The organism is Paeniglutamicibacter sp. ZC-3, assembly GCF_025847175.2.
Taxonomy (GTDB): domain Bacteria; phylum Actinomycetota; class Actinomycetes; order Actinomycetales; family Micrococcaceae; genus Paeniglutamicibacter; species Paeniglutamicibacter sulfureus.
In genome coordinates this window covers 65,727-89,776 of record NZ_JAOYTG010000006.1, presented here as the reverse complement: position 1 = coordinate 89,776, position 24,050 = coordinate 65,727, and the positions used below count along the sequence as shown (strand labels likewise).

The following is a 24,050-nucleotide window of genomic DNA, read 5'->3' as shown; positions in this document are numbered from 1 at the left end:
ATGCCGTCAGGCGGGGTTCGGGGGTCCGCTGGCGTCGGTGGCGCGGAAGCGCTCAGGGGTCGTACATGGGTCCGGGTGTTTCATCGGTTTTCAGGGGCTTGAGTTCCTCGTCCGGCAGGTAGAGGTTGGTGCCGGTGCGGTCCTTGAGGGTGATGGTGGCGACCAGTGAAACCGCGACGAGCAGGAACAGGTAGGTGGAGACCGCGATCGTGGTGTTGAACGCGCCCACGAGGGCGGTGGCGATGGTGGGGGCAAAGGCCCCGCCGAGCACCGCACCCAAGGCGTAGCTGATGGAGGAACCGCTGAGCCGGATGCGGGCGGGGAACAGTTCGGCGTAGAGGGCAGGCAGCGGCCCGTAGGACAACCCCATGACGGCGCCAAAGACGATCAGCGCGATGGCGACCATCGCCATCTCGCCGGTGTCGATGAGCAGGAAGAGCGGGTAAAGCCAGGCAAGCATGGCGACCCAGCCGATGATGTACATCTTGCGCCGGCCAATGCGGTCCGAGAGCACCCCGGAGACCCAGGTGGAGATCAGCCAGGCCACGGAACCGATGGTGATGATGTTCAGGATGGTGCCGGCGTTCAGGTCCAGGCGGGAGGTGGCGTAGCCGAGGATGAAGCCACCGGTCAGCATATAGCCGGCGGCATTGTTGCCCATGAAGATCAGCGTGGCCTGGACGACCTTGCTTCGGTGGTCGCGGAAAAGCGTTGCCAACGGCGCGGTCTCGATCTGCTTCGTGGCCTCCATTTCATGAAAGACCGGGGACTCCTCGACACGGGTGCGAATGTAGTGCCCGATCAGGATGAGCACGAAGCTCAGCAGGAAGGGAACCCGCCAGCCCCAGGCCAGGAACTGTTCATCGGTCAGCGCCGCGGCGAAGATGGCCGTGACCCCGGCCGCCAGCAGCATCCCGGCGGGAACGCCCAGTTGCGGGAAGGCCCCGAACTTGCCACGGCTCTCCGCCGGCGCATGCTCGACGGCCATCAGTGCCGCCCCGCCCCACTCGCCGCCGGCCGAGAATCCCTGGACGACGCGCAGGAAGACCAGCAGGATCGGCGCCCACACCCCGATGGTGGCGTAGGTGGGCAGCACGCCGATCAGGGTGGTGCCCACACCCATCAGGATCAAGGTGATGATCAGCACGACCCGGCGCCCGTAGCGGTCCCCGATCCGGCCCATCACCACCGCGCCAAAGGGGCGGAAAAGGAAGCTGATCCCCACAGTGGCGAACGAGACGATCGAGGCCACCGTGCCCTCCAACCGCGAGAAGAACAGCGGGGCCAGGACCAGTGCGGCGGCGTTGGCATAGATAAAATAGTCGTACCACTCGACCGTGGTGCCGATCATGGTGGCCCCTGCCACCCGGCGCTGTTCGGGGGTCATTCGCTGGGAGGCCTGCGGTGTGGTGCCCATGGGAATTCCTTTGTCCGGGGATGAGGGACCCGGGTCCGGTGGGCCCCGGTGCCACTCGCCTGATGCTCACATTGTAGAACTTCCCCCACCCGGGGGCGAGGTTTGCACAGCATGGGAAAAGAGCCCGTGAAATGGGGTTCCCGGGCCTCGCGACAGAGCCCTTGCCGGGGCTGGACGTGCATGCAGGTTCGAGGTTCCCGGTACTGTCCGTTGGCCCGGAGACCTCAGGCGGAGGCCCTCCGGTTGCGCCGGCGCCGGCGCAAGACCAGGTAGAGACCGAGTCCCACGCAGAGCAGGTAAATCCCGCCGACCACCGCCCAGCCCAGGACGAAGCCGCCGGCCGAGCCCACCAGGGTCCCCATGACCAGCGGGCCGACGGTGAAGCCGCCGAACTGCCCGGCGGTGACCATGCCGGTGGCCATGCCCATCGAGGAGGGCGGGACGCTACGCACCACCGCGGCCATGAGCACCACCGAGACCCCCAGTGCCGAGGCCCCGTGCAGGGCCACGGCCAGCCACAGCAGCAGCGCCGACCCGGTCGCGCCGGCGGCCAGAAACACCCCGGCCCCGGCGAGCGCCAGCCCCGCCAGCAGCAGCAGGAGCGGCGGGGCGGCCATGCCGCGGGACATCATCCGTCCCCACCCCACGCGTGCCGCCACGCCGATCGCCCCGGCGGCCGCCGCGGCCACGCCGCCGAGCACCAGGGAGAAGTCGAGTTCGCGCACCGCATACAGCGAGAGGTAGACGTTGGTGGCCTGCACGCCCATGCCGTTGACGAAGCCGAAGGCGGCAAGCGCCCAGATCAGGAACTTGGTGCTAGGCGGTGCCGGGGCCGGGCCGCCGGCGGGCACCTCGCCCACCGGTATCGGGATCTTGGGCAGCAGCGGGACGGCCTTGAGCACGCGCAGCGCCACCACGCCCAGCAGCACCGCGGCCGCGGCACCCGCGCCGCTGGCCCCGTGCCAGCCGATCCAGGCGGCCAGGGCGGGGAAGCCGAGGCTTGCCACCAGCTGGCTGACCTGCACGCCTGATTGCTTGATGCCGATCCAGCCGATGCGCTGTTCTTCCGGGACGCGTTCGGCAAGGATCCGGTTGGTGACGCCGTTGGGGAAGGACTGGGCCAGGCCGGCAAGGCCCGAGGCGACCAGCAGCAGCACGTAGCCGCCGGGGATCGCGGCGAGCAACAGGGACAGTGTGGCCAGGGCGAAGACCAGCGCCAGCAGGCGGGCATCGGGTTGCTTGTCGGTGAAGCGGCCGAAGGCGGCATTGCCGACGGCCCCCGCGCCAAAGCAGACGGTGGCCAGCAGCCCGAACTGCGCCTCGCTGATTCCCAGCTCGGTGATGACCAGCGCGCTGACGGCGCTCAGCCCGTAGGTCAACAGGGGGCCGATGCCGACGGCGACCAGCAGGATCGCCAGCAGGGAGTATCCGGGGCGCCCGGCGGGTTCCTTCATCCAGGCTCTCCTCATGTCAATGGGGCATTCCGGGGGATCCGGGGCCGGGCTCCAGTGTTTCACATCGGCGGCCGGTGACAGCTACCGCGTCGGGGCCCTTGAATGCCACCCGTCCCGGTGCTAGACCTGAAGGCACATGGCTTCGGCCCGGTGCCGGAGCGTATTCCGACCGGGCCGCGGGCGGTCCGACGAAGGGGCTCTGATTCCCATGGCAGGCAAGCCGCTGAAGGACGACGTCACCGACGAGAACCTGGCGGTGGGCCCGCCCAAGCGCAGCGCCGGCGGCCTGCCGGGGCTGTTGGCGTCCATTCCGCTGGCCTTGGGGGAAATGGGTCCGCGGCGGGCGGCCGGCACGCTGCTGCACATGAACCAGAAGGACGGCTTCGACTGCATGAGCTGCGCCTGGCCCGATCCGCCGCACCGCAAGGTCGCCGAGTTCTGCGAGAACGGGGCCAAGGCGGTGGCCTGGGAGGCCGACCCGCTGAAGGTGCCCACCGAATTTTGGGCCGGGCACCCGGTCTCCGAGCTCAAGGAACGCAGCGAGTACTGGCTGGGGCAACAGGGCCGCCTGGTCGAACCTGTCTACAAGCCCCCCAACAGCGAGCACTACCGACCGGTCTCCTGGGAGAACGCCTTCGGCCTGATCGCCAGGGAACTGCACGCGCTGGCTTCCCCCGACGAGGCGACCTTCTACACCTCGGGCCGGGCCAGCAACGAGGCCGCCTTCACCTACCAGCTCTTCGCGCGCGCCTTCGGCACCAACAACCTGCCCGACTGCTCGAACATGTGCCACGAATCCACGGGAGTGGCCATGACCGAGAGCATCGGGGTGGGCAAGAGCGCGGTCCAGTACGAGGACTTCGCCAAGGCCGACCTGATCATCATCATGGGGCAGAACCCCGGCACCAACCACCCGCGGATGCTCACCGCGCTGGAGGAGGCCAAGGAGGCCGGGGCCTCCATCGTGGCGATCAACCCGCTGCCGGAGGCCGGGCTGATCAACTTCAGGAACCCGCAGCGCCCGCGCGGCCTGGTCGGACGGGGCACGGACCTGGCCGATGCCTACCTGCAGATCCGCCTGGCCGGGGACATGGCGCTGATGCAGGCGCTGGCCAAGCGGGTCTTCGAGGCCGAGCACGCAGCTCCCGGCTCGGTGCTGGCCCACGACTTCCTCGCCGAGCACTGCATCGGGCTCGAGGAGTACCGCCACCACCTTTCCACCCTGGAGGAGGCCGACGTGCTGGCAGCCACCGGCCTGGACAGCGCGCAGATCGACGACCTGGCCCGGCGCTACCTGCTGGCCGACCGGGTCATCATCACCTGGGCCATGGGGCTGACCCAGCACACCAAGGCGGTGGACACGATCAAGGAAATCATGAACGTGCTGCTGCTGCGCGGGAACATCGGTCGCCCCGGCGCCGGGCCCTGCCCCATCCGCGGGCACTCCAACGTCCAGGGGGACCGGACCATGGGCATCTGGGAGCGGATGCCGCGCTCCTTCATGGACAGGCTGGCGGCCGAGTTCGACTTCGAACCGCCGCGGGAACACGGGTGCGACGCGGTGCAGAGCATCCAGGGCATGGCCGCGGGGCGGATCAAGGTGCTGATCGCCCTGGGCGGGAACCTCGTCCACGCAATTTCCGACACCAACGCCGCCCAGGACGCCATTGCAGCCACGCGGCTCTCGGTGCAGATCTCCACCAAGCTCAACCGCTCCCACGCATACACCGGGGCCGCCGCCCTGATCCTGCCCACCCTGGGGCGCAGCGACATCGACGTGCAGAAATCCGGGGTCCAGTTCGTCACCGTGGAGGACACGGTCTGCGCGGTGCACGCCTCCCAGGGGCGGGTCATGCCCGTCTCGGACAAGATGCTCTCGGAGGTCGCCATCGTGTCGCGCCTGGCCCGCCGGGTGCTGGGGCCCGAACACCCCATCGGCTGGGAGGGCTTCGAGGAAAACTACGACAACGTCCGCGAGCACATCTCGCGCGTGGTGGACGGCTGCGCCGACTACAACGCGAAGGTGCGCCGGCCCGGGGGCTTTGTGCTTCCCCACCCGCCGCGGGACGAGCGGCGCTTCCCGACCCCGAGTGGCAAGGCGGTGATCACGGTCAACGAGCTGGCGACCATCAGACTGCCCAAGGATCGGCTGATCCTGCAGTCCCTGCGCTCGCACGACCAGTTCAACACCACCACCTACTCGCTAAACGACAGGTACCGCGGTGTGCACAAGGGACGCAACGTCATCTTCGTGAACCCGCAGGACCTGGCCGCGCTGCACCTGGCCGACGGCGGCTACGTGGACGTGCACTCGGAAGCCGGCGACGGGGTGGATCGGGTGCTGCGCGGATTGCGGATCATTTCCTACCCCAGCGCCCGCGGCTGCGCTGCGACCTATTTCCCCGAGGCCAACGTGCTCGTTCCCCTGGCAGCGACGGCCCAGGGGTCCAACACCCCGGTGTCCAAGGCAATCATCGTGCGCCTGGAACCCGCGACGGCGCCCGGCCCTGGCTAGAGGGACCGGGTGTCGGCGCCGGATGGCCCCGGTTCCCCGGGATATGCCGCCGGCTCCCCGGGACCCTGGTCCAGTCGGAACGGGGGATAGGCGTCGGTCAGCAGCGAGGTATAGGCCACGGTCCGTTGGATCCAGCGGTTCAGCCCCAGCAGCAGGTCGAACAGCCCCCGGCGGTAGGTGCCGGTGACCAGCAGGACGACTCCGGCGATGAGGACCAGCAGGCCGAGCAAGGATATCCCGGCCTCCTCCGTGTCCCAGGAGCCGCCGGAGAGCGCCGCGATGACCAAAAGGTGCGGCAGGGCGAGCAGCCAGGACTTCACCAGCACCTTCCAACGCGAAAGCCGTGCCGGATAGAAGACGTCGAATTGGGCGGGATAAGGACCGCGCGCCAGCGTGAACGGCGGGTAGCTGTCGGTGCCCAGTACCCCGTAGGCGTAGAACGACACCCGCCATTGCCAGCGCAGCACCCCGACGGAGAACTGGAACCACGAGGCCGGATACCGCCCGGTCACCAGGATCACCAGTCCCGCGGCGACGGTCACCACCAGGAAGGCAACCCACAGCAGGGCCAGCACCACCACGTGCGGGATGGCCAGGATCCACTTCACCAGCCACTTCCAGCGCGAAAGCCCCGGGTCCAGGTGCCCGGAGAGGTGCACCGGCGTCGCCGGGACCGGCCCGGGCAGGGAGCTTGCCTGCGGGGCGCCGATTCCGATGCCGCGGCCCAGCCCCGCGGCGCCGACGAGGATGGCCACGATGCCCAGGGCGATCCCGGCGGCAATCAGCAGCGCGGACAGGTCAAGGTCGCGGAACTCCTTGATGGCCAGGGCTCCGAGGGATGCGGGAATCAGCAGCGCCCCGAACAGCAGCAGGGCCAGATGCATTCCCGGCATGTGCCCGGTGGAGGGCGAATCGGGCGGGGGTGTTGGCTGGGTGGTCATGGCGTGCGGCTTTCACGAAGAGAGGTGGGCGGGATTCGGCGGTGCGCTGCCCCTGGCTTGCGGGGCGGGTGGACGTGGGCGCGTGGGGGATCGGTGGCGAAAGTCAGATGATGATGGCGATCTTTCCGCGGGCCTTCCCGGCCACCAGGTATTCCATGGCCTCGGCTGCCTGCGCCAGCGGGAAGGACCTGTCGATGTGCGGCTCCAGGGCGCCGGAGCCAACGAACGTCGCCAGCTCCTGCAGGTCGGAGGCGCGCTGTGCGGAGCCCAGCATCGCCAGACGCTGGCCAATGAACGGCGAAAGCGCCACGGCGCGGAACTGCCTGCCCATGCCCAGCCACTTACCGGTGCCCTCGCCGCCCACGATCACCGCGGTGCCCGTGGGCGTCAGCGCCCGGCGCAACCGGTCCAGGCTTGGGTTTCCGGCAATGTCCACGATCAGGTCGTAGTGCCGGGTTCCATCGGCAAAGTCCTCCCGGCTGTGGTCGATGGCGTGGTCGGTGCCCAGCTGGTGCACCAGGTCCTGCTTGGCGGGACCTGCGACGCCCGTGACCTCGGCGCCCAGCGCCTTGGCCAGCTGCACGGCATAGCTTCCGACCCCGCCGGAGGCCCCGGTGATAAGGACCCTCTGGCCGGCAGCGAGGCGCCCCATGCGCAGTGCCTGGAGCGCGGTCGCGGCCGAAACCGGGATCACCGCCGCCCGGGGGAAGTCGAGGCCTGCAGGCTTCGGGGCCAGCCGGTCCTCCCTGGCCACCGCGTACTGGGCGAAGGTGCCCATCCCGAAACCGTAGACTGCGTCGCCCACGGCAAAGCGGGTCACGGCGGATCCGATTGCCGCCACCGTGCCGGCCAGGTCGAGGCCGGGTACCGGGTTGCGGGGCCCGCGGATGCCAAGGGCCAGGCGCACGAGCAGCGGCGTGCCCGTCATGACGTGCCAGGTGCCCCGGTCCAGGCCGGCGGCGTGCACCCGCACGAGCACCTCGTTTTTCTTTGGCACCGGAACGGGGAGCCGTGCCTCGTGAAGCACCTCGGCATTCCCATAGCGCTCCTGGGCGATGGCGCGCATCGACCCCTGGGGCGGAATTGTGCCGGCTTTTTCGAGCCCTCGTGCTGCAAGTCGCTTGGCGCCGTACATGGCGTTTCCTTCCGGGATGCAAGACCTCGCGGGTCGATGCCTTACTTAGTACGAGAGCGTAACTTACAAAGTACGAAGATGCGATAGGATCGGCCCATGAAGTCCAGGGAAAAAGAAGAAAAAACCGCGGCGCGGATCCCGCTAAGCCGGGAACGGGTGCTCACCTGTGCCGTTTCGATTGCGGACCGGGACGGCATTGGGGCGCTCACCATGCGGTCGCTGGCGGCGGTGCTGGAGGTGAAGCCCATGTCCCTCTACTACTACGTTGCGAACAAGGGCGAGATCCTGGACGCTATCGTCGACATGGTCTATGCGGAGATCGACGTCCCCTCGGTCAACGGGGACTGGGACAATGAAATGCGCCGCCGCGCGGCCTCGGTGCGAGACGCGTTGGCCCGGCACCCCTGGGCCATTGGGCTGCTGGAGTCACGCACGGCCCCCGGCCAGGCCACCCTGCGCCACCACGATGCGACCCTGGGTGTGCTTCGCGGCGCCGGTTTCTCGGTGCAGTCCGCGGCACATGCCTACGCCCTGCTGGACAGCTACACCTATGGCTTTGCCATGCAGGAAGCCGCGTTGCCGTTCACCGGGCCCGACACCGCCGCCAGCGTCACCGATCCCATCGTGCAGATGTTTGCCACCGGGGAGTATCCGCACCTGATGGAAATCGCCACCGAACACGTGTTGCAGCCGGGATACGACTTTGGCGACGAATTCGCGATCGGCCTCGAGCTGATTCTCGAATCCCTGACGCGCTGGATCGGCCGGGACTAGGCTCCCCGGTCCTCCTCACGGCCCGTGCTGCCCAGCAGCCGCGCCGCCAGCTCCTTCACGCGAGCGTGGATGTCATCGCGCACCAATTCCATGCGCTCCCGGCCCTCGATGCCGCGGGCGCTCGGCTCATCGGTTTCCCAGGTTTCCACACGCACCCCTTCGAGCGCCGGAACCCTGGCCTCTGCGCCCAGGACCACCACCAGACCAGCCTCGCGCATGTGCTCCTCGGTCAGCGCCTTGGGCCGCTCGGCCCCGATGTCAATGCCCAGGTCAAGCAGTACCTCCGCCGAAAGCGCATTGATCGCCGCCCCCGGCTTGGTGCCAGCCGAGCTGACGGCGACGTCGTTGCCGGCCTCGAGTTTCATGAGCCCGGCCGCCATCTGTGATTTGCCGCCGTTCTTGACGCAGACGAACAGGACCGCCGGTTTCCTGGGTGTGCGTGCGTTCTCTTCCATGTTCATGCCTTCGGTGCGAGTGTTGCGGCCAGCGAGTCCAGGGCGCCGGGAACCAGCGAATAGTACGCCCAGACCCCGCGCTTCTCGCGGTTCAACAGCCCCGCCTCGACCATGACCTTCAGGTGGTGGGAGACGGTGGGCTGGCCCAGCCCCAGAGGTTCGGACAGGTCGCAGACGCAGGTCTCGGCCTCGGGGGACGAGGAAACGATCGACAGGATGCGCAGCCGATTGGGGTCGGCGAGCGCCTTGAACCGAGCCGCGAGGGCCTCGGCTTCGGCGGTGGCCAGGGCTCCCTGCCCGTGGGCGGGAACACAGCACGGAGTGTCCGTGTCGCTGGCGGAGGCCAAGGTGGTTTCCTCGCGGGCATTGATGGCAACCGGTGTGGACATGTGGCATCCGTCGCTTTCTATTCGACTCCGCAGCGGAGATTGACAATCGTCGATATAGGCAAGGATACTCAATATATCGACGTTCGTCGATGTATTGTTTCTGGCGAAAGATTGCCGTGACACCTGGCGCTGCACCTGCAGACATGGGCCACATCGCTGCCAAGCTGTCCACTCCCCATTGAAGGAGAACCCCATGAACGAGACCCACCCGGTGATTGTCATCGGCGCCGGACCCATCGGGCTGGCCGCCGCGGCACACCTGCTCGAGCGCGGGCAGGAGGTCCGCGTGCTCGAGGCCGGGCGCGGCCCCGGTGCGGCCATTCGGCAGTGGGGGCACATCAGGCTCTTCTCCACCTGGCGCTGGAACATCGATGCCGCCTGCCGCCGGCTGCTGGGAACACCAGGCGACGGCTACGCCGGGGACTGGGAGGCACCGCGCGAAACCCGTCTGCCCACTGGTGCGGAACTCGTCGAGCAATACCTCGAGCCGCTAGCGGCCCACCCGAGGCTGGCGCCCGTTATCAGCTACGGGCTCCGCGTCACCGCCGTGACCCGCATCCAGGCCAACGGCCGCGGCATCGACAAGACCAGCACCCGCGGCCGCGACGGCTCCCTGTTCCTGGTGCGCACCGTCACCGCACGGGGTCCTGAAGACCTCCTGGCCCGGGCCGTCATCGACGCCTCGGGAACCTGGGGAAACCCCAACCCGGTGGGGCGCTCAGGTATCGCGGCCATCGGCGAGACCGATGCCCGGGCCACGGGCTTCGTCACCTCCCCACTGCCCGACCCGCTGGGGGCCGGCCGCGAGCATTTCGCCGGCAGGACCGTCCTGGTGCTGGGTTCGGGCCACTCCGCGGCCAACACCTTGATCAGCCTGGGGCGGCTGCGCCAGCGGCATCCCGACACCCGTATCCTGTGGGGCCTGCGCGGGGTTGCCAACCCAATCCGCCTATACGGCGGCGGGTCGGCGGACGAACTGCCCGCCCGCGGCCAGCTGGGCACATCCCTGCGCCGCTTTGTCGAAAACGGCGACATCGCCATTCTTGAAAACGTTTCAATCTCCAGTCTTAAACGCGGGGACAAACTCGAAGTCGGCCTCGCCGACGGGCGGCAGCTGGAAGTCGACCGGGTGGTGCCCGCCACCGGGTTCCGCCCCGACCTTTCCATGCTTTCGGAACTTCGCCTGGATCTGGATGAAATCGTGGAGGCCCCGCGCAAGCTCGGCCCGCTCATCGACCCGGAGTTCCACAGCTGCGGCACCGTTTCCGCCCACGGGGAACGCATCCTGGCGCACCCCGAGCCCGACTTCTACATCGCGGGCATGAAGAGCTACGGACGGGCCCCGACCTTCCTCATGGCCACCGGCTACGAGCAGGTGCGCTCGATCGCCGCCGCACTGGCAGGGGACCGGGACGCCGCCGACAATCTTGAACTGCAGTTGCCCGAAACCGGCGTCTGCTCCACCGACCTGGGTGGTTCCTGCGACACCCCGGCACCCGGGGAGCAGGCCGCCGGATGTGCTGCGCCGGAGGCCGAAGCCAAGGCGGAGTCATGCTGCGGCCCGCAACCGGTGTCCATTGGATTCGCCACCGGAACGCTGCACGGCCACGCCGAACTGGTTGGAGACCAGGGCAAGTAGCCGGGGCGTTGGAAGCCGACTTCCCGCGAGCCCGGGGCCATTTGCCTGGATGGAAGACAATCGAGGTTTTCATCCGGCCGCCGACTTTCGAAGTCCAAACTGTCGGTGCGCTTTTCTAGACTGGGTTCATGGCAACGTCGTCATCGGACCCGGGTTCCGGCAGCATCACAGATGCTGTTCGCGCCGATGTGCCGCCGGCTGAGCTGTCCTATGGTGCGTTGGTGGGCCGCGGCCTGGATATCGACGCGTTCCTTGCCGAGTACTTCGCTCTTACCGGGGTGGACGGGATCCGCACGGTGACACTGGCGCTGGGCCGGACCCCCATCGAGGTCGAGCCATTCGAAATGGTCGAGGGAATCGGTGCGCTGGAGTCCCTGAAATCCTGCGCCGGCGCGGTGCAGGCCGAAATCACTTGCGCACACGTGGATGCCGTCACGTCGGACCGCGCCGAGCGCGGGGTGCGCCAGAAGCACCCAGAGTGGGGCATCGGTGCCGATGTTGCCATGGCGCGGCACGAGTCCCCGCGTTCGGGGGTTGAGTACGTGAACTTCTGCCAGCTACTCGTCTCCGGGCTGCCCTTCACCCTGCAGGGACTGAAGTACGGGGTGATTAACGCGGCTGAGGCGCAGGTCATCTACCGCGAGACCCGGCACCTGGATCCAGCGGCCAGGGCGGAGATCGACGCCCGTTTGTTCACCGACGTGCACACGTGTTTCGGACTTGGCGGGAAGAAACTTGGCTCGATGGTCCGGCACTGGGCCCTGGCTTACGTGAGCGAAAACGAGACGGACTTGGCAGCCAAGGCCCTGAAGGACCGCTACGTCAACATCTATCCGCTCGACGCGCACCGGATGAAGCTCGTCGGCATCCTGCCCACCGAATACGGAGTGGCGATCGCCCAGGTCCTCGCCCGGGAAACCGGCCGCGCACAGGCCGCAGGCGACGGGCGCAACTGTGCCCAGGTCGCCGCCGACACCGTCCTGGAAGGGTTGACCGGCGTCAGCGACCCCGCCAGCTTCTCTGTGCAATTGGGCGTGGTGATGACCGACCGGACGCTATTCCAGGGGCATCCAGAGCCGGCGTACTTGCAGGGCTACGGCATCATTTCCGCCCAAAAGGCACGTGAGCTGTTGGCCGGGAGCCCGGCCAAACCGCTCGATTCCTGGGTCCGCCGCCTCTACACCGCTCCGGGCACCGGAGACCTCGTCGCGATGGACCAGAAGACCCGCCTGTTTAGCGGCGGGCTGAAACAGTTCATCAACGTCCGCGACCAGTTCTGCCGAACCCCGTACTGCGGCGGCCGGATCCAACACCTGGACCACGTCGTCCAGTCCGCCCGCGGCGGGGCGACCCGGGCTGAGAATGCCAGTTCAAGGTGTGCCTGGTGCAATGCGACCAAGGAGGCACCCGGTTGGGAGGAATCCCCGATCCCCGGGGACAGGCATACGCTGAGGGTCACCACCTCCAGCCGCCACGTCCACACCTCCACGGCACCGCGGATGCCCGGCACCGACTACTACCCGGTGCGTCCGGTCTCCCCGCCGCCGCCTCGTCGGCGGCAGTAGCGCGCGTCAAGACAGTCGCAGCGACTTTGGCCACCGCGTTGGGCCAGCGTTTTGGATCGAACCGTTGAACGCTGGGTATTGCCTAGTTGACTTGGCCTCTTTGATCCTTTCGTCGCCCTGGAGAATTCCTGCTTAATAGAACTCACAGCCTGCAGGTTCAGCTGGCGGACAGCGGCCGAGTTATGGTCGACTAGGTTCTGATCATTTGTTGTTAACCAGGAGGACTCCTTGCCGTACCAGGCTAAAAACCCGATGGCCGCCGTGCCCGTATTCCAAGCCCTGCCAAAACGGCGGATTGCGGCGGTTCTTGGCCTCGGCCTGATGCTCACCGGCTGCGGCGCCGACTACCCCTTGGGCGAGGCGCAACGCCAGGCGGCGGAGAACAACTCCTCCAACCTCTCCGGTACCGTCACCGGCGGCGGATCCAGTGCCCAGAACTCCGCCATGAACGCGTGGATTGGCGGATTCGCCACGATGCACCCCAAGGTGCAGGTGCAATACGCTTCCGTGGGTTCCGGCGCGGGACGCGCGGGACTGCTGGCCGGCGCCACCAACTTCGCCGGCTCCGACGCCTACCTCAAGGAATCGGAAGTCGCCCGCTCCCAGGAGACCTGCGGACCGGAGGGGGCCATCAACATCCCCACCTACATCTCGCCGATTTCCGTGGCCTTCAACCTGCCGGGGGTCAAGGAACTGAACTTCGATGCGGCAACCATTGCCAAGATCTTCGGTGGCAAGATCACCTCGTGGCAGGACCCCGCCATCAAGGCGCTGAATCCGGGCGTGGCCATCCCCGATGTCCCCCTGACCGCTGTCGCCCGCTCGGACGACTCGGGCACCACCGAGAACTTCACCGACTACCTGCATGCCGCCGCGCCCGAAAACTGGGAGCACGATCCTTCCGGCTCCTGGCCCGGCGGGCTGGGGAGTGAGCAGGCCCAGGGAAACTCCGGGGTCGTCACCACGGTGGCCCGCACCGAGGGAGCGGTGACCTACGCCGATGATTCGCTCGTTGACAAAACGCTGGGCAAGGGAAAGCTGAAGGTGGGCGATTCCTTCGTAGCCGTCAGCGGCGAGTCGGCGGCCATCGCCGTCACCGCCTCGCACCGGGTCCCCGGTCGCGGCGCCAACGACATTGCCCTGGAACTTGACCGCAGCACCACCAAGGCCGGCGCCTACCCGTTGGTTCTGGTCTCCTATTTCATCGTGTGCAGCGGCTACACCGATCCGAACACGGTGGAACTGGTCAAGGCCTTCGGCCACTATGTTGTCAGCGACGAGGGACAGAAGGTCGCGGCCGACTCGGCCAAGAGCGCGCCGATGCCCAAGGAACTTGCCGAGGATGCCGCAAGGGCGATCGATTCGATCACGCAGCGTCCCTAGCGTCCCGAATTGGCAGGAAAAACGGGAGCGGTCCAACGCCCAATGGGGGTCGGACCGCTCCCGTCGCGTATGCGGCGGTGGACTAACTAGGCGCTGGTGGCGTCCTGCACCTCGCCGACCAGTTCCTCGATGATGTCCTCCAGGAAGAGCACCCCGGTGGTGGCGCCCTCGGCGTCAAATACGCGGGCCACGTGGGACCCGGTGCGGCGCATGGCAGCCAGCGCGTCCTCCAGCTCGCTCGCGCCATAGACCGAGGCCAGGGCCCGAATCCGCTTGGCCGGGACCGCGGAGGCGAAGGCCTCCGGCGTGGTGAGGTCCATGACGTCCTTGAGGTGAAGGTAGCCCGTGGGTTCGCCGTCCGGGTTCACCAGGATGTAGCGGGAATAGCCGTGCTCGGCCACGGTGGACTGGATCTCGGCCGGGGAGGAACCCTGCGGCAGGAACACCATTTCGCCGACCGGCACCTCGACGTCGGAGACCTTCTTGGCGGTGAATTCGAAGGCCTTGCCCAGCGTGCCGCTGGCATCTGAGAGCACCCCGTCGCGGGTCGACTGTGCGACGATGCCCGCCACCTCGTCGAGGGTGAAGGCGCTGGCGGCCTCGTCTTTGGGCTCGACCTTGAACAGCCGCAGCACGGCGTTTGCGATCCCGTTCAGTGTCCAGATCACCGGCTTGAAGATCCGGGCCACGAGCACCAGCGGGGGAGCCAGCAGCAGGGCCGCGCGCGTGGGCACCGAGAAGGAGATGTTCTTCGGGACCATCTCTCCGAGGACCACGTGCAGGAAGGTGACCAGCAGCAGCGCCGCGATGAAGGCGATGATGCCGATGGCCTCCGCCGAGAGCGTGGTCAGCCCCAGCGGGATTTCCAGCAGGTGGTGGATTGCCGGTTCGGAGACGTTCAGGATGACCAGCGAACACACGGTGATGCCCAGTTGGCTGGTGGCCAGCATCAGCGTCGCGTGCTCCATGGCCCACAGCGTGGTCTTGGCCGCCTTGGAGCCGGCCTCCGCCATCGGCTCGATCTGCGAGCGGCGGGCGGAGATCACGGCGAATTCGGCGCCGACGAAGAAGGCGTTGATGACCAGCAGGACGACGAGCCAGATGATTCCGGGGAGGTACTCGCTCATCGGGTCTGCTCCTGGGTCGAATCGTCGGCGCTGCGGTCCTGGGATGTCAGGTCGGGGGTGAACTTCAGGCGCTGGACGTGGGTGCCCACGACGCGCTCGACCCGCAGCGTTCCGCCGTGCAGATGGACCTCGTCCCCGGGCTCCGGGATCCTGTCCAGCTCGTCGGCGACGAAGCCGGCGACGGTGTCGTAGTCCTCGCCGTCGGGCACCGTGATGCCGGTGCGGTCCAACAGCTCGTCGGGGCGCAGCGAGGCATCGAAGGTGACCGAGCGCCCGGTCGTCAGCACGCCGACCCGGGCGCGGTCGTGCTCGTCCTCGAGTTCGCCGACGAGTTCCTCCACGAGGTCCTCGAGGGTCACGATGCCGGCGGTGCCGCCGTGCTCGTCCGAGACGATGGCGACCTGCAGGCCATGGGTGCGCAGGCGCCCCAGCAGCGAGTCGACGCCCATGGACTCGGGCACCATCAGCGGGGCGACCATCAGCTCGGTGGCGGCCACCGTTCCCCGGCTCTGCAGCGGGATCGCGAACGCCTGCTTGAGGTGTACGACGCCCAGGATCTCGTCGCGGTCCCGCCCGATGACGGGGAAGCGGGAGAACCCGGTGAGCGTGGCGGTCTCGACGATGTCCTGCGCGCTGGCCGTCGCCTCGACGGCGCTCATGCGCACGCGCGGAGTCATCACGTCGGCCGCGGTGTGCTCGGAGAAGCGCAGCGTGCGGTGCAGCAGCGTCGCGTGGTCGGTGTCCAGCAGGCCCTCCAGCGCAGAGCGACGGACCAGTGAGCTAAGCTCCTCGGCGGTCCGCGCCCCGGAGAGCTCCTCCTTGGGCTCGATGCCGAAGGAGCGAATGATGGAGTTGGCGGTGTTGTTGAACATCAGGATCACCGGCTTGAACACCGCGGTAAAGGCCGCCTGGAAAGGCACCACCACCTTGGCGGTGGCCAGCGGCAGCGCGAGGGCGAAGTTCTTGGGCACCAGTTCGCCGATGATCATCGAGAACACGGTGGCCAGGAAGATGCCGATCACTGCGCCGACGCCGGGGACAACGGCCGCCGGGACGCCGACGCCCAGCAGCGGGCCGCGCAGCAGCGAGCTGATGGCCGGCTCGAAGGTGTAGCCGGTCAACAGCGTGGTCAAGGTGATCCCCAGCTGTGCGCTGGAGAGATGGGTGGAGGTGATCTTCAGGGCCTTGATGGTGGTGCCCAGCCGTTTTTCGCCGCGCTCGGCGCGGGCCTCGAGTTCGTGGCGGTCAAGGTTGACCAAGGCGAATTCGGAGGCAACGAACAAGCCGGTGCCAACGGTCAGGAGCAGGCCGATGCCGATCATGATCAACTCATGCATGGGGGCGCCCCTCTCCGGTGGTGGTCGGAATCAATCCGGCGCAGCGGTGGAGGGGCAAGGGCATGTGGGAAGGGGGGTCATCCATAGTACTTGTAGACTCTAGCGGACCGGGCGGCGTCCGGTATTCGCGTCCGGGGCCGCCGGCAGGCCCCCCCGTTGGCCTGCGCGGGCACCTGCCGGCGCGACAGTGCGCCGGAAGGCGCCCTGTTTGCCGGGCCCCGCCCGCGGAGAAGATTCCAAGGGAACTCACAGTTAAAGCCTTACGCTGCGGCTGTCGCCCCGGCCACGATGATCTCGGCGAACGTGGTGATCTTCAGCCCGCCCGCGGTGCCCCCGGGCCGCCGCCAATGAACATCAGGACGTCGACGCCCAGCCACGTCGCCGGGACCATCTGGCCGAAGTCCAGCGAGTTGAATCCGGCGGTGCGGGTCATGACCGACTGGAAGAGTCCGGCCAGCAGCGTGTCCACCGTGGCCAGCGCGCCCAGGGTCTTGGGGTTTGACCATTCCAGGGCGCAGATGAACGCGGTGCCGGCGGCCAGCAGGGCCACCGAACAGCAGACCACCAGCGTGGTGTTCATGGTCCAGTGCAGCGGCCTTCGCTGAAGAGTGCGAACCCGGCATTGTTGAACGCGGAAACGGCGTGGAAGACGCCCAGCCACAGGCAGTGGCCCCAGGGGTTGCCCGGCCCCGCGGCGAAACGCAGGGTGAGTGCCAGGGCCACGACAAGTTTGGTTGCCATGGTGATCCGCATGACGCCCAGCAGCACCGAGCGCACGTCGCCGAAGCCCGTGCTCTGGGTTTCCGCCGCTACCTGGATGCGGGACTTGAGCCCCAATCTCCTGGCCATCAACACCCCGAGCAGCGGGGAAGGACATGATGCCAAGGCCGCCGAGCTGGATCAGCACGAGGATCGCCACCTGCCCGAAGGGAGCGTCAGCACTGCTGCGGGGGAATCCCGTGGCCGATACGCCCGCGCACGGAGAAACGCCATTGCCATTCACTGTCGGGGATTGGGGCCATAGACTCGTGCCCATGAGCATCGACCTCGAAAGCCTGTACCGCGACCTGCACGCCAACCCCGAACTATCCTTCCGGGAACACCGCACCGCCGGGATTGTTTCCGGGCACCTGCGTGAACTTGGGCTGGAGGTCCAGGTGGGCATCGGAGGCACCGGGGTTGTCGGGGTCCTGGCAAACGGGCCCGGGCCGACGGTCATGCTGCGCGCGGACATGGACGGCTTGCCGGTTCTGGAGGCGACCGGCCTGGAATATGCCAGCACCGCCACGGGCATCGGCCCCGACGGACGCCTGGTACCCGTCATGCATGCCTGCGGCCACGACGTGCACGTCACCTGCCTGCTGGGAGCCGTGGAAAGACTTGCGGGCGAGCGCGGCTCGTGGTCCGGGACGCTGTTGGCACTCTTCCAGCCGGCCGAGGAAGCCGGCGGCGGGGCCCAAGCGATGGTTGACGCCGGGCTCTTCGATATGCTGCCCGCACCGGACGTGGTGCTCGGACAACACGTGGCGCCGTTCCCCGCGGGATGGATCGGACTGCGCCCCGGCGTTGCCATGGCCTCGGCCGATTCGCTGAATATCACCCTGCATGGGTCCGGCGGGCACGGTTCGCGGCCCGAAACCACCGTGGACCCGGTGCTTTTGGCGGCAGCCACCACCATGCGCCTGCAGGGCATCGTCTCGCGGGAACTTGCCGCCAGCGATCAGGCGGTGCTCACCGTCGGGCAGATCCATGCCGGCACCAAGAACAACATCATCGCCGCGCAGGCCACCCTGGGCCTGAGCGTGCGGACCTTTGACGAGAGCGTGCGCGCCAAGATGCTCAGTTCCATCGAACGTGTCGTGCGCGGGGAGGCCATGGCCTCGGGGTCGCCCAGGGAACCGGTGATCACGCTGGAGGAACATTTCCCGCTGACCGTCAACGACCTGGATGCATCGGCGCGGGTGACCGCGGCGCTCGTCGAGCGACTCGGTGCGGGGAAGGTCATTGACCCGGGTGCGGTGGCAGGCAGCGAGGATGTCGGTGTTCTCGCCACGGCAGCGGGGGTGCCGCTGGTGTACTGGCTGCTGGGTGGGGAGGACCCTGGCCTGATCAAGGATTTTGCCGCCACCGGAAGGATGCCGGAGGGCGTTCCGTCGAACCATTCACCGCATTTTGCCCCGCGGATCCAGCCGACCCTGAACGTGGGCATCGACGCCTTGGTCGCCGCGGCCCGGGCCTGGCTTGCCCGATGACCAGCTGTCCGCGGACCGACGTTCACATGGTGCCGTGAGCGGAATCCGGCAGGTCCGGCCCAGTTCGCGGCAATACAGCGTATGGTGTGGCGGTAGGGGTACTTTCCCCTAACTTTTGGGAATGCCGAGCATTCCCGGCTAGGACGGCACAAAATGTCGAAGTCACCGCGTAAGGCCGAGGCCAAGAAACCCTCGAAGTCCATCAAGGAGAAGCGCGCCGAAAAGCGCACGAAGTCGGCGGGCGAAACGATCCTTGACCCCGTACGCAAGGTATCGAAATAACCGCCATGCGGCGTGGCTGATCAAATTGGCCACCTCGGGAACACCTGAAAATGCCTGTCCGTCGGAAGAGCACTCTTCGACGGACAGGCATTTTCGTGCTCGGAAACGAGCCGGGCGCTGCTAGCGGATGCCGGCGCCGCGGTAGACCCGCACCCAGGTGTCGGCCGTGACGCCAAGTGCCCGGCGCTGTCCGGCCACATCCACCGTCAGCGTCACGCGCCATTCGGGGCTCGGCTGGAAGGCCTTGAGCAGCGGGCCATGCAGGGTCTGGTTGCCGTCACTGACCTCGATCACGCGGCGCAGGTGCTCCGGCCCAAGGTCCTCGGCCCGGACCATGGTCTCGCGGCGGGGTCCGGCCGGGCCGCGGGGAGCCTGGACGATCTTGCGGGCCTCGCGCATGGCCTGTGAACGTCGGGCAATGCGTTCGGTCCGCTGGGCCGTGGTGCCGCTCAGTGAGAGCGGGGCGGGGGAGAAACTGGGGATGGCAGTGATGCGTGAAACCGCCTGCGGCGACTTCTTGGTGACCTTTGCCCAGAATTCCTCCGGGCCCTTGCCCATCAGGATGACCGCCCGGAGATTGGGAACCAGGCGCAACAGCTTGCCCATGGGATCGACTCCGGCGTTCTGCTCGGCGCCCGTGAGCCGCCCGGAAGCACCCTCGGCCCGGTACCAGGGGAAGGCGTGCCACAGCACGACTTCCTTGGCATCGATTCCGGACTCGTCCAGCAACGTGGACAACGCCTCCGCGGTGGCAGTGTCGTCCTCGCTGGAAACGATGTCCTCGCCGGTCTCGGCACGGTTTGCAGCGTCCGGGGCCGGCATCAGGCACAGGACGGTGGCATCGGTGCCGCCGTGAAGGGGTGCAACGAAGGGGACGGTTCCGGCGCCTTCCGGGGAAATGGCGCGCAGGTCCTGAACCAGGGAATTGAGGGGTGCAACGTGTTCAGCCCACAACTCCGATTCCTGCGAGTTCCTGAATTCGGGGTCGATCATCTTGCGGGGCATGAAGGGTTCTCTCATGAATCTTTCGAGGGGGTCGAACCACAAGCATGGCACGGCCCGAAGCCGAACCCGTAGCCCGGAGGGGCTGACGTATCACGCGTCACTGGGTCGTTCCCGGCTAAGTGCCGGGAACGCGGGGAGTCGGGATGCTGGCATGCGTCACCGCCAGAGGGCGTCAAGAATCCTGCTTGCCTTCACGCAATCGGCTGGCGATTCCAGTCCAGACGCGTTTCTGTTCCTCCCGGTCGACGGTCCGCTTGGCGCCCAACGGGTGAAGCGAACGCACAATGTGCAGGTCCGGATAGCCCGACACGATTTCCGGGAGAACCGCGTCTGCGGCGTCCTGCGCCTTGCGCCCCAAGAGCAACAGCATCCTCAACTCCGTCATGAGCCCCATGACCTCCAGCAGCGCCGTGCCGCCCTCGAGCGACTGCTCCGGCGTCAGGTCCCGCTTGGGATCAAGGCGCGGCCAGGGATAGCCGTTCCAGTGGCAGAAGTCCGCCGGATCGATGTCGAACTCCGTCATCAGTTGACGTTGGCGGTCCGCTGCGCGGTCCGGGTTTCTGATGCACATGAACCTGGTTTCGTCCCGTGGTTCGCCCGCGTCATTGAGCACCATCAGGGCAGGGGCGTGAATCCCGCCGTGCCACGGGGCTGCCAACGGCAGTCGCACTCCGTCCTTGCCATCACCAAGCCGGCCGATCAGCTCGTTGAGGGGAGCCACGTGTTCAGCCCGCAGGCCCTCACATTGCTGGACCCAGAACGGGTCATCGGGCTGGGCGCGCTTCCATTTGTCGGCCGGTGCCATCGAAATCCCTGTTCCTCCTTGATCCCGGGACGTCGAACAGGCCCCGGACGGACACCGAATATACCAAGGGCAAGTGGCCGTTCAGGCTCTGGCCGGCGAACCTCTGCTGGCTCCTGTGTAGTGGAGTGCCCGATCCGAGATCTGGAGCCGCGGTTTCGTGGTGGCTCTCGTGGGCGGACGGTTGCCCGGCGAACGTTGCGATCGGTAACCGGAATCGATGCAAACGTCTATGGTTGCTGTGTCATCGGACACGGGTCTCGGGAAATGACGTGACATGTCCCGTCAGTCCAAAACTTTCTGGCATAATGGACAGGTACTCGATTTGATGTGGCCCCTCTCTCCGCGTTGAATCCTGTCCTTTTGATGATCTGCGGTATGGCCCGCCCCACGGGTGCAGAAACAGGGATTCGCACATGTTGAGAAAACAGGAGTGACCACTACCGTGGCCGTTAAAATTCGTCTGAAGCGTTTCGGCAAGATTCGCGCCCCTTACTACCGTATCGTCGTCATGGATGCGCGCTCCAAGCGCGATGGCCGTGCGATTGAAGAAATCGGCAAGTACCACCCGACCGAAGAGCCTTCGTTCATCGAGGTCAAGTCCGACCGCGCCCAGTACTGGCTCTCCGTCGGCGCCCAGCCGACCGAGCAGGTTGCCGCGATCTTGAAGATCACCGGTGACTGGCAGAAGTTCAAGGGCATCGAAGGCCAGGAAGGCACCTTGCGCGTCAAGGAAGCCAAGCCGGCATTCGTTGTTCCGGAGAAGGGTTCGGTCATCCTGCCCGAGGCCATCACCAAGAAGGCCGAGAAGCCGGCTGCCGAGGCCGAGGTCGAGGCAGAAGCAACCGAGGCCGAGTAGCCAGTGCTCGTTGATGCGCTGGATCACCTGGTACGTGGCATCGTAGACACCCCAGAAGACGTACAGGTTGCGTTGAAGGGGAATCGTCGCGGTGACATTCTCGAGGTGCGTGTGCACCCCGAGGATCTCGGTCGGGTCATTGGCCGTCAGGGTCGCACCGCCAAGGCGCTGCGCACCGTGGTAGCCGCTCTGGCGGAGGAACCGATTCGTGTTGACGTAGTCGACACGGACCGTCGCCGGTAGCCAGCCTCACCACACAGCCTTGTCTGGCTTTGGTCCCACGATCCATGACGGATCGTGGGACCAAAGTGGTTTAAGCCCCGACGTGCGACGCAGCCGTCAGCGGCGAGGAGCCTGCAACAACCAAGTCGCACGTAAGATTGAACCTAGAAAAGTGTGTTCACGGGATGTAGGTCCCCTGAGCACGCGCCCCAGCCGGCCAAGGCCGGCAACCCACCGATTTGTATTCAAGGAGAAAACGCATGCGCCTCCAGGTCGCCCGCATTGGCAAGCCGCACGGTATCCGCGGAGAGGTGACGGTGCAGGTCCTTACCGACGCACCCGAAGATCGTTTTGCCCCGGGTGCCGTCTTCGAGGTCGAGCACCCCACCGTCAAGAAGCTCACCGTCGAGGGTGCCCGCTGGAACAAGGAAATCCTGTTGCTGGCCTTCGAAGAACTGCTTGACCGCAACACCGCGGAAACGATGCGTGGAGCCAAGCTGTTCATCGACACCGACGAGGTCGAGGACGACAGCGAGGGCTGGTACGAGCACGAACTGGTGGACCTCGAAGCCCGCGTGGGGGACAAGGTCGTCGGCAAGATCATCGCGCTGCGCACCGGCAACGTCCAGGATTTGCTGGTTGTCGAATCCACCGAAGGCGACGAGATCTACGTCCCGTTCGTGGAGAGCATCGTGCCCGAGGTCAACATCGCCGGCGGCTACATCGTGGTGACCCCGCCTGCAGGCCTGTTCGACATCAACCGCGAAGACGGCGCGGACACCAACGCACCGGCAGAGGAATCCTAGTCCAGATGCGCATTGACGTTGTATCGATTTTCCCGGAGTACCTCGCGGCCCTGGACTTGTCGCTGATCGGCAAGGCGCGGCGGGAAAAGCTGCTGGATTTGAACGTGCACGACCTGCGCGACCACACCCACGACCGCCACCGCACCGTCGACGACACCCCGTACGGCGGCGGTGCCGGCATGGTCATGAAGCCGGAACCCTGGGGCGCGGTCCTGGATCGGATTGCCACCGAGTCCCCGCTCTCCGCAACGTCCGGGAACAAGCCCATCTTGGTCGTCCCCTCGCCGGCCGGCGCGGTCTTCAACCAGGCCATGGCCTACGAGTTGGCCGAAGCCGAGCACCTGGCTTTCGCCTGCGGCCGATACGAGGGCATCGACGAGCGGGTCCTGGAACACGCCGCCGAGGCATTCGACGTCCGCCCGGTTTCGATCGGGGACTATGTGCTCAACGGGGGAGAGGTGGCGGTCCTGGCCATGGTCGAGGCCATTGGCCGGCTGATTCCCGGCGTCATTGGCAACCCGGAGTCGCTGGTCGAGGAGTCGCACTCCGACGGATTGCTGGAGTACCCCGTGTACACCAAGCCCGGATCCTGGGAGGGCCGGGAGGTCCCCGAGGTGTTGCTCTCCGGCAACCACGGAAAGATCGCCCGCTTCCGCCGCAACAAGCAACTTGAGCGCACAGCGTTCCGCCGCCCCGACTTGATCGTGCAGCTGGATCCCTCCACGCTGAACCGGCACGACCGCGACACCCTGTGGCACAGCGGCTTTGCCGTTTCCGAGGGAAAGATCATTCCCAAGGACGAACTCGACTAAGCCTCACGCGGATTAGCGTCCATTAGCGCGGTGGCCCGGCATTTTCCAAGAGCCGGACCACCGCGCTTTGCTGTAGTTGGCGGGCATGCTCGAGCGCCGTGGTGCCATGGGAATCCGGAATGGTTGTATCCGCGCCGGCGTCGACGAGCAGGCGCACCACCTCTTGGTGGGCGGGTCCTCCAGTGCCCAAGATGACTGCCTCCAGAAGGCACGTCCAGCCAAGATCATTCACATGGTCAACGTCGACTTTGGCCTCCAGGAGCAGTCTTACGGATTCAACATGGGCGTGTTCGCAGGCGGGAATGAGCGCAGTGCCGCCATAGCGGTTGGTGCTGCCGATCTCCGCTCCGTTTTCCAGCGTCAGCTCCAGGATGTCGTTGAGGCCCTCCGCCCCGGCATAGAGGAATGCCGAATCCGAGATCGAATCCTGGGCGTTCACGTCGGCCCCATGCAGAATAAGTTCTCGGACCGCATCCACGGAATTGGCGCGAGTCGCTGAAACCAGCACCGGCCGGCCATCGGTGCCGCGGTAGTTGGCCGAAACCCCGGCATCGAGCAGTCTTCGTACCTGCGCGGCGTCATTGGCCACCGCCGCCGCGAGCAGGGATTCTCCCGGAGCTCCCTTGTCTTCGGTCTCGCCCTCGGAAGAAGTTGCCCGTACAGGCGCAGAAGAATCCTGAACGACCGCAGGCGGAATGCTGCAGGCACTCAAGCCAACTAGCGCTGCCACGAGTGAACACGCCATCAGGACGCGAGATGAATGCCGGTTGCTCACGGCCCCATCCTATTCCCGGAGGAAAAGGGGCCGTGAGGCATGGCGTCGAAGCCGCTGGCCGGAAAATGTCAGCGGCAGAGGTCTGCGTGGACAGGGGTGCGGGG

Annotated in this window: 24 protein-coding genes; 11 read left to right on the top strand and 13 right to left on the bottom strand. The window is 66.8% G+C overall.

Going from position 1 to position 24,050, the window contains the following annotated elements:
* Window positions 1-52 precede the first annotated feature (52 nt).
* Together OIU93_RS08870 and OIU93_RS08865 are read right to left on the bottom strand one after the other, a co-directional pair.
* Window positions 53-1,417: an MFS transporter gene (locus tag OIU93_RS08870; protein WP_264269723.1), complete on the bottom strand. Its 1,365-nt coding sequence runs from the start codon at window positions 1,415-1,417 to the stop codon at window positions 53-55.
* A gap of 224 nt (window positions 1,418-1,641) precedes the next feature.
* On the bottom strand, window positions 1,642-2,871 hold the full coding sequence (locus OIU93_RS08865) for an MFS transporter (RefSeq protein WP_264269722.1): 1,230 nt from the start codon (window positions 2,869-2,871) through the stop codon (window positions 1,642-1,644).
* A 208-nt stretch (window positions 2,872-3,079) separates the two neighbouring features.
* Here OIU93_RS08865 and OIU93_RS08860 point away from each other — a divergent pair, with 208 nt between their 5' ends.
* Window positions 3,080-5,386 carry an FdhF/YdeP family oxidoreductase gene (locus OIU93_RS08860; RefSeq protein ID WP_264269721.1) on the top strand — a complete coding sequence of 769 codons (2,307 nt, stop codon included), beginning with the start codon at window positions 3,080-3,082 and terminating at the stop codon, window positions 5,384-5,386.
* On the opposite strand, the gene OIU93_RS08855 is transcribed toward OIU93_RS08860, so the two are convergent.
* On the bottom strand, window positions 5,383-6,327 hold the full coding sequence (locus tag OIU93_RS08855) for a DUF4389 domain-containing protein (RefSeq protein ID WP_372342895.1): 945 nt from the start codon (window positions 6,325-6,327) through the stop codon (window positions 5,383-5,385). The genes OIU93_RS08860 and OIU93_RS08855 overlap by 4 nt on opposite strands.
* A gap of 103 nt (window positions 6,328-6,430) precedes the next feature.
* Window positions 6,431-7,462 (bottom strand): NAD(P)-dependent alcohol dehydrogenase, encoded by a 1,032-nt coding sequence (locus OIU93_RS08850; protein ID WP_264269720.1) that lies wholly within the window; start codon window positions 7,460-7,462, stop codon window positions 6,431-6,433.
* Between the two features lie 96 nt (window positions 7,463-7,558).
* On the opposite strand from OIU93_RS08850, the gene OIU93_RS08845 reads away from it, so the two are divergent.
* Window positions 7,559-8,236 (top strand): TetR/AcrR family transcriptional regulator, encoded by a 678-nt coding sequence (locus OIU93_RS08845; RefSeq protein ID WP_264269719.1) that lies wholly within the window; start codon window positions 7,559-7,561, stop codon window positions 8,234-8,236.
* Here OIU93_RS08845 and OIU93_RS08840 read toward each other — a convergent pair.
* Both OIU93_RS08840 and OIU93_RS08835 read right to left on the bottom strand, forming a co-directional pair.
* Complete coding sequence (locus OIU93_RS08840; protein ID WP_264269718.1) at window positions 8,233-8,691, bottom strand: low molecular weight phosphatase family protein; 459 nt, start codon at window positions 8,689-8,691, stop codon at window positions 8,233-8,235. The genes OIU93_RS08845 and OIU93_RS08840 overlap by 4 nt on opposite strands.
* Before the next feature lie 2 nt (window positions 8,692-8,693).
* Window positions 8,694-9,080 carry a metalloregulator ArsR/SmtB family transcription factor gene (locus OIU93_RS08835; protein WP_264269717.1) on the bottom strand — a complete coding sequence of 129 codons (387 nt, stop codon included), beginning with the start codon at window positions 9,078-9,080 and terminating at the stop codon, window positions 8,694-8,696.
* Between the two features lie 193 nt (window positions 9,081-9,273).
* On the opposite strand from OIU93_RS08835, the gene OIU93_RS08830 reads away from it, so the two are divergent.
* The 3 genes from OIU93_RS08830 (at window position 9,274) to pstS (ending at window position 13,667) form a co-directional block, all read left to right on the top strand.
* Window positions 9,274-10,719: an NAD(P)-binding domain-containing protein gene (locus OIU93_RS08830; RefSeq protein WP_264269716.1), complete on the top strand. Its 1,446-nt coding sequence runs from the start codon at window positions 9,274-9,276 to the stop codon at window positions 10,717-10,719.
* Between the two features lie 128 nt (window positions 10,720-10,847).
* Complete coding sequence (locus tag OIU93_RS08825; protein ID WP_264269715.1) at window positions 10,848-12,284, top strand: HNH endonuclease; 1,437 nt, start codon at window positions 10,848-10,850, stop codon at window positions 12,282-12,284.
* Window positions 12,285-12,536: 252 nt separating this feature from the next.
* Window positions 12,537-13,667 carry a phosphate ABC transporter substrate-binding protein PstS gene (gene pstS / locus OIU93_RS08820; RefSeq protein ID WP_372342897.1) on the top strand — a complete coding sequence of 377 codons (1,131 nt, stop codon included), beginning with the start codon at window positions 12,537-12,539 and terminating at the stop codon, window positions 13,665-13,667.
* An 86-nt stretch (window positions 13,668-13,753) separates the two neighbouring features.
* On the opposite strand, the gene OIU93_RS08815 is transcribed toward pstS, so the two are convergent.
* The 4 genes from OIU93_RS08815 to OIU93_RS08800 form a co-directional block, all read right to left on the bottom strand.
* Window positions 13,754-14,794, bottom strand: a complete 1,041-nt coding sequence (locus OIU93_RS08815) for a hemolysin family protein (RefSeq protein WP_264269714.1) — start codon at window positions 14,792-14,794, stop codon at window positions 13,754-13,756.
* Entirely contained in the window at window positions 14,791-16,131 is a 1,341-nt protein-coding gene (locus OIU93_RS08810) for a hemolysin family protein (RefSeq protein WP_264269713.1), read from the bottom strand. Before OIU93_RS08810 ends, OIU93_RS08815 begins: the two co-directional genes overlap by 4 nt.
* Before the next feature lie 313 nt (window positions 16,132-16,444).
* A complete protein-coding gene (locus OIU93_RS08805; RefSeq protein ID WP_264269712.1) occupies window positions 16,445-16,711 on the bottom strand; it encodes a potassium transporter TrkG in 267 nt (88 codons plus the stop codon).
* Entirely contained in the window at window positions 16,708-16,980 is a 273-nt protein-coding gene (locus OIU93_RS08800; RefSeq protein ID WP_264269711.1) for a hypothetical protein, read from the bottom strand. Before OIU93_RS08800 ends, OIU93_RS08805 begins: the two co-directional genes overlap by 4 nt.
* Before the next feature lie 185 nt (window positions 16,981-17,165).
* Here OIU93_RS08800 and OIU93_RS08795 point away from each other — a divergent pair, with 185 nt between their 5' ends.
* The gene (locus tag OIU93_RS08795) at window positions 17,166-18,383 is read left to right on the top strand and encodes an amidohydrolase (RefSeq protein WP_264269710.1); all 1,218 of its coding nucleotides are present in this window, start codon (window positions 17,166-17,168) and stop codon (window positions 18,381-18,383) included.
* Between the two features lie 153 nt (window positions 18,384-18,536).
* Window positions 18,537-18,665: a hypothetical protein gene (locus tag OIU93_RS08790; RefSeq protein ID WP_256449130.1), complete on the top strand. Its 129-nt coding sequence runs from the start codon at window positions 18,537-18,539 to the stop codon at window positions 18,663-18,665.
* Between the two features lie 120 nt (window positions 18,666-18,785).
* On the opposite strand, the gene OIU93_RS08785 is transcribed toward OIU93_RS08790, so the two are convergent.
* Both OIU93_RS08785 and OIU93_RS08780 read right to left on the bottom strand, forming a co-directional pair.
* On the bottom strand, window positions 18,786-19,670 hold the full coding sequence (locus tag OIU93_RS08785) for a hypothetical protein (RefSeq protein WP_264269709.1): 885 nt from the start codon (window positions 19,668-19,670) through the stop codon (window positions 18,786-18,788).
* Between the two features lie 172 nt (window positions 19,671-19,842).
* The gene (locus OIU93_RS08780) at window positions 19,843-20,475 is read right to left on the bottom strand and encodes a hypothetical protein (protein ID WP_264269708.1); all 633 of its coding nucleotides are present in this window, start codon (window positions 20,473-20,475) and stop codon (window positions 19,843-19,845) included.
* A gap of 442 nt (window positions 20,476-20,917) precedes the next feature.
* Between OIU93_RS08780 and rpsP the strand changes: the two genes are divergently transcribed.
* The 4 genes from rpsP (at window position 20,918) to trmD (ending at window position 23,171) form a co-directional block, all read left to right on the top strand.
* Complete coding sequence (gene rpsP, locus OIU93_RS08775) at window positions 20,918-21,331, top strand: 30S ribosomal protein S16 (RefSeq protein WP_217388303.1); 414 nt, start codon at window positions 20,918-20,920, stop codon at window positions 21,329-21,331.
* 3 nt (window positions 21,332-21,334) lie between these two features.
* On the top strand, window positions 21,335-21,574 hold the full coding sequence (locus OIU93_RS08770) for an RNA-binding protein (protein WP_264269707.1): 240 nt from the start codon (window positions 21,335-21,337) through the stop codon (window positions 21,572-21,574).
* 239 nt (window positions 21,575-21,813) lie between these two features.
* Window positions 21,814-22,359: a ribosome maturation factor RimM gene (rimM, locus tag OIU93_RS08765; RefSeq protein ID WP_264269706.1), complete on the top strand. Its 546-nt coding sequence runs from the start codon at window positions 21,814-21,816 to the stop codon at window positions 22,357-22,359.
* Between the two features lie 5 nt (window positions 22,360-22,364).
* Window positions 22,365-23,171 (top strand): tRNA (guanosine(37)-N1)-methyltransferase TrmD, encoded by an 807-nt coding sequence (gene trmD, locus OIU93_RS08760; RefSeq protein WP_264269705.1) that lies wholly within the window; start codon window positions 22,365-22,367, stop codon window positions 23,169-23,171.
* 22 nt (window positions 23,172-23,193) lie between these two features.
* On the opposite strand, the gene OIU93_RS08755 is transcribed toward trmD, so the two are convergent.
* Window positions 23,194-23,946 (bottom strand): ankyrin repeat domain-containing protein, encoded by a 753-nt coding sequence (locus tag OIU93_RS08755; RefSeq protein WP_264269704.1) that lies wholly within the window; start codon window positions 23,944-23,946, stop codon window positions 23,194-23,196.
* Between the last annotated feature and the right edge of the window lie 104 nt (window positions 23,947-24,050).

What these genes read in the sequence shown, in the direction of transcription:
- OIU93_RS08835 (WP_264269717.1), bottom strand. Translation starts at nt 9,080, where the DNA reads ATGTCCACACCGGTTGCCATCAATGCCCGCGAGGAAACCACCTTGGCC.
- OIU93_RS08815 (WP_264269714.1), bottom strand. Translation starts at nt 14,794, where the DNA reads ATGAGCGAGTACCTCCCCGGAATCATCTGGCTCGTCGTCCTGCTGGTC.
- trmD (WP_264269705.1), top strand. Translation starts at nt 22,365, where the DNA reads ATGCGCATTGACGTTGTATCGATTTTCCCGGAGTACCTCGCGGCCCTG.
- OIU93_RS08865 (WP_264269722.1), bottom strand. Translation starts at nt 2,871, where the DNA reads ATGAAGGAACCCGCCGGGCGCCCCGGATACTCCCTGCTGGCGATCCTG.
- OIU93_RS08840 (WP_264269718.1), bottom strand. Translation starts at nt 8,691, where the DNA reads ATGGAAGAGAACGCACGCACACCCAGGAAACCGGCGGTCCTGTTCGTC.
- OIU93_RS08780 (WP_264269708.1), bottom strand. Translation starts at nt 20,475, where the DNA reads ATGGCACCGGCCGACAAATGGAAGCGCGCCCAGCCCGATGACCCGTTC.
- OIU93_RS08805 (WP_264269712.1), bottom strand. Translation starts at nt 16,711, where the DNA reads ATGAACACCACGCTGGTGGTCTGCTGTTCGGTGGCCCTGCTGGCCGCC.
- OIU93_RS08855 (WP_372342895.1), bottom strand. Translation starts at nt 6,327, where the DNA reads ATGACCACCCAGCCAACACCCCCGCCCGATTCGCCCTCCACCGGGCAC.
- OIU93_RS08800 (WP_264269711.1), bottom strand. Translation starts at nt 16,980, where the DNA reads ATGGCCAGGAGATTGGGGCTCAAGTCCCGCATCCAGGTAGCGGCGGAA.
- OIU93_RS08860 (WP_264269721.1), top strand. Translation starts at nt 3,080, where the DNA reads ATGGCAGGCAAGCCGCTGAAGGACGACGTCACCGACGAGAACCTGGCG.
- rimM (WP_264269706.1), top strand. Translation starts at nt 21,814, where the DNA reads ATGCGCCTCCAGGTCGCCCGCATTGGCAAGCCGCACGGTATCCGCGGA.
- OIU93_RS08790 (WP_256449130.1), top strand. Translation starts at nt 18,537, where the DNA reads ATGTCGAAGTCACCGCGTAAGGCCGAGGCCAAGAAACCCTCGAAGTCC.
- OIU93_RS08850 (WP_264269720.1), bottom strand. Translation starts at nt 7,462, where the DNA reads ATGTACGGCGCCAAGCGACTTGCAGCACGAGGGCTCGAAAAAGCCGGC.
- OIU93_RS08785 (WP_264269709.1), bottom strand. Translation starts at nt 19,670, where the DNA reads ATGCCCCGCAAGATGATCGACCCCGAATTCAGGAACTCGCAGGAATCG.
- OIU93_RS08845 (WP_264269719.1), top strand. Translation starts at nt 7,559, where the DNA reads ATGAAGTCCAGGGAAAAAGAAGAAAAAACCGCGGCGCGGATCCCGCTA.
- OIU93_RS08870 (WP_264269723.1), bottom strand. Translation starts at nt 1,417, where the DNA reads ATGGGCACCACACCGCAGGCCTCCCAGCGAATGACCCCCGAACAGCGC.
- OIU93_RS08810 (WP_264269713.1), bottom strand. Translation starts at nt 16,131, where the DNA reads ATGCATGAGTTGATCATGATCGGCATCGGCCTGCTCCTGACCGTTGGC.
- OIU93_RS08795 (WP_264269710.1), top strand. Translation starts at nt 17,166, where the DNA reads ATGAGCATCGACCTCGAAAGCCTGTACCGCGACCTGCACGCCAACCCC.
- pstS (WP_372342897.1), top strand. Translation starts at nt 12,537, where the DNA reads ATGGCCGCCGTGCCCGTATTCCAAGCCCTGCCAAAACGGCGGATTGCG.
- OIU93_RS08825 (WP_264269715.1), top strand. Translation starts at nt 10,848, where the DNA reads ATGGCAACGTCGTCATCGGACCCGGGTTCCGGCAGCATCACAGATGCT.
- OIU93_RS08830 (WP_264269716.1), top strand. Translation starts at nt 9,274, where the DNA reads ATGAACGAGACCCACCCGGTGATTGTCATCGGCGCCGGACCCATCGGG.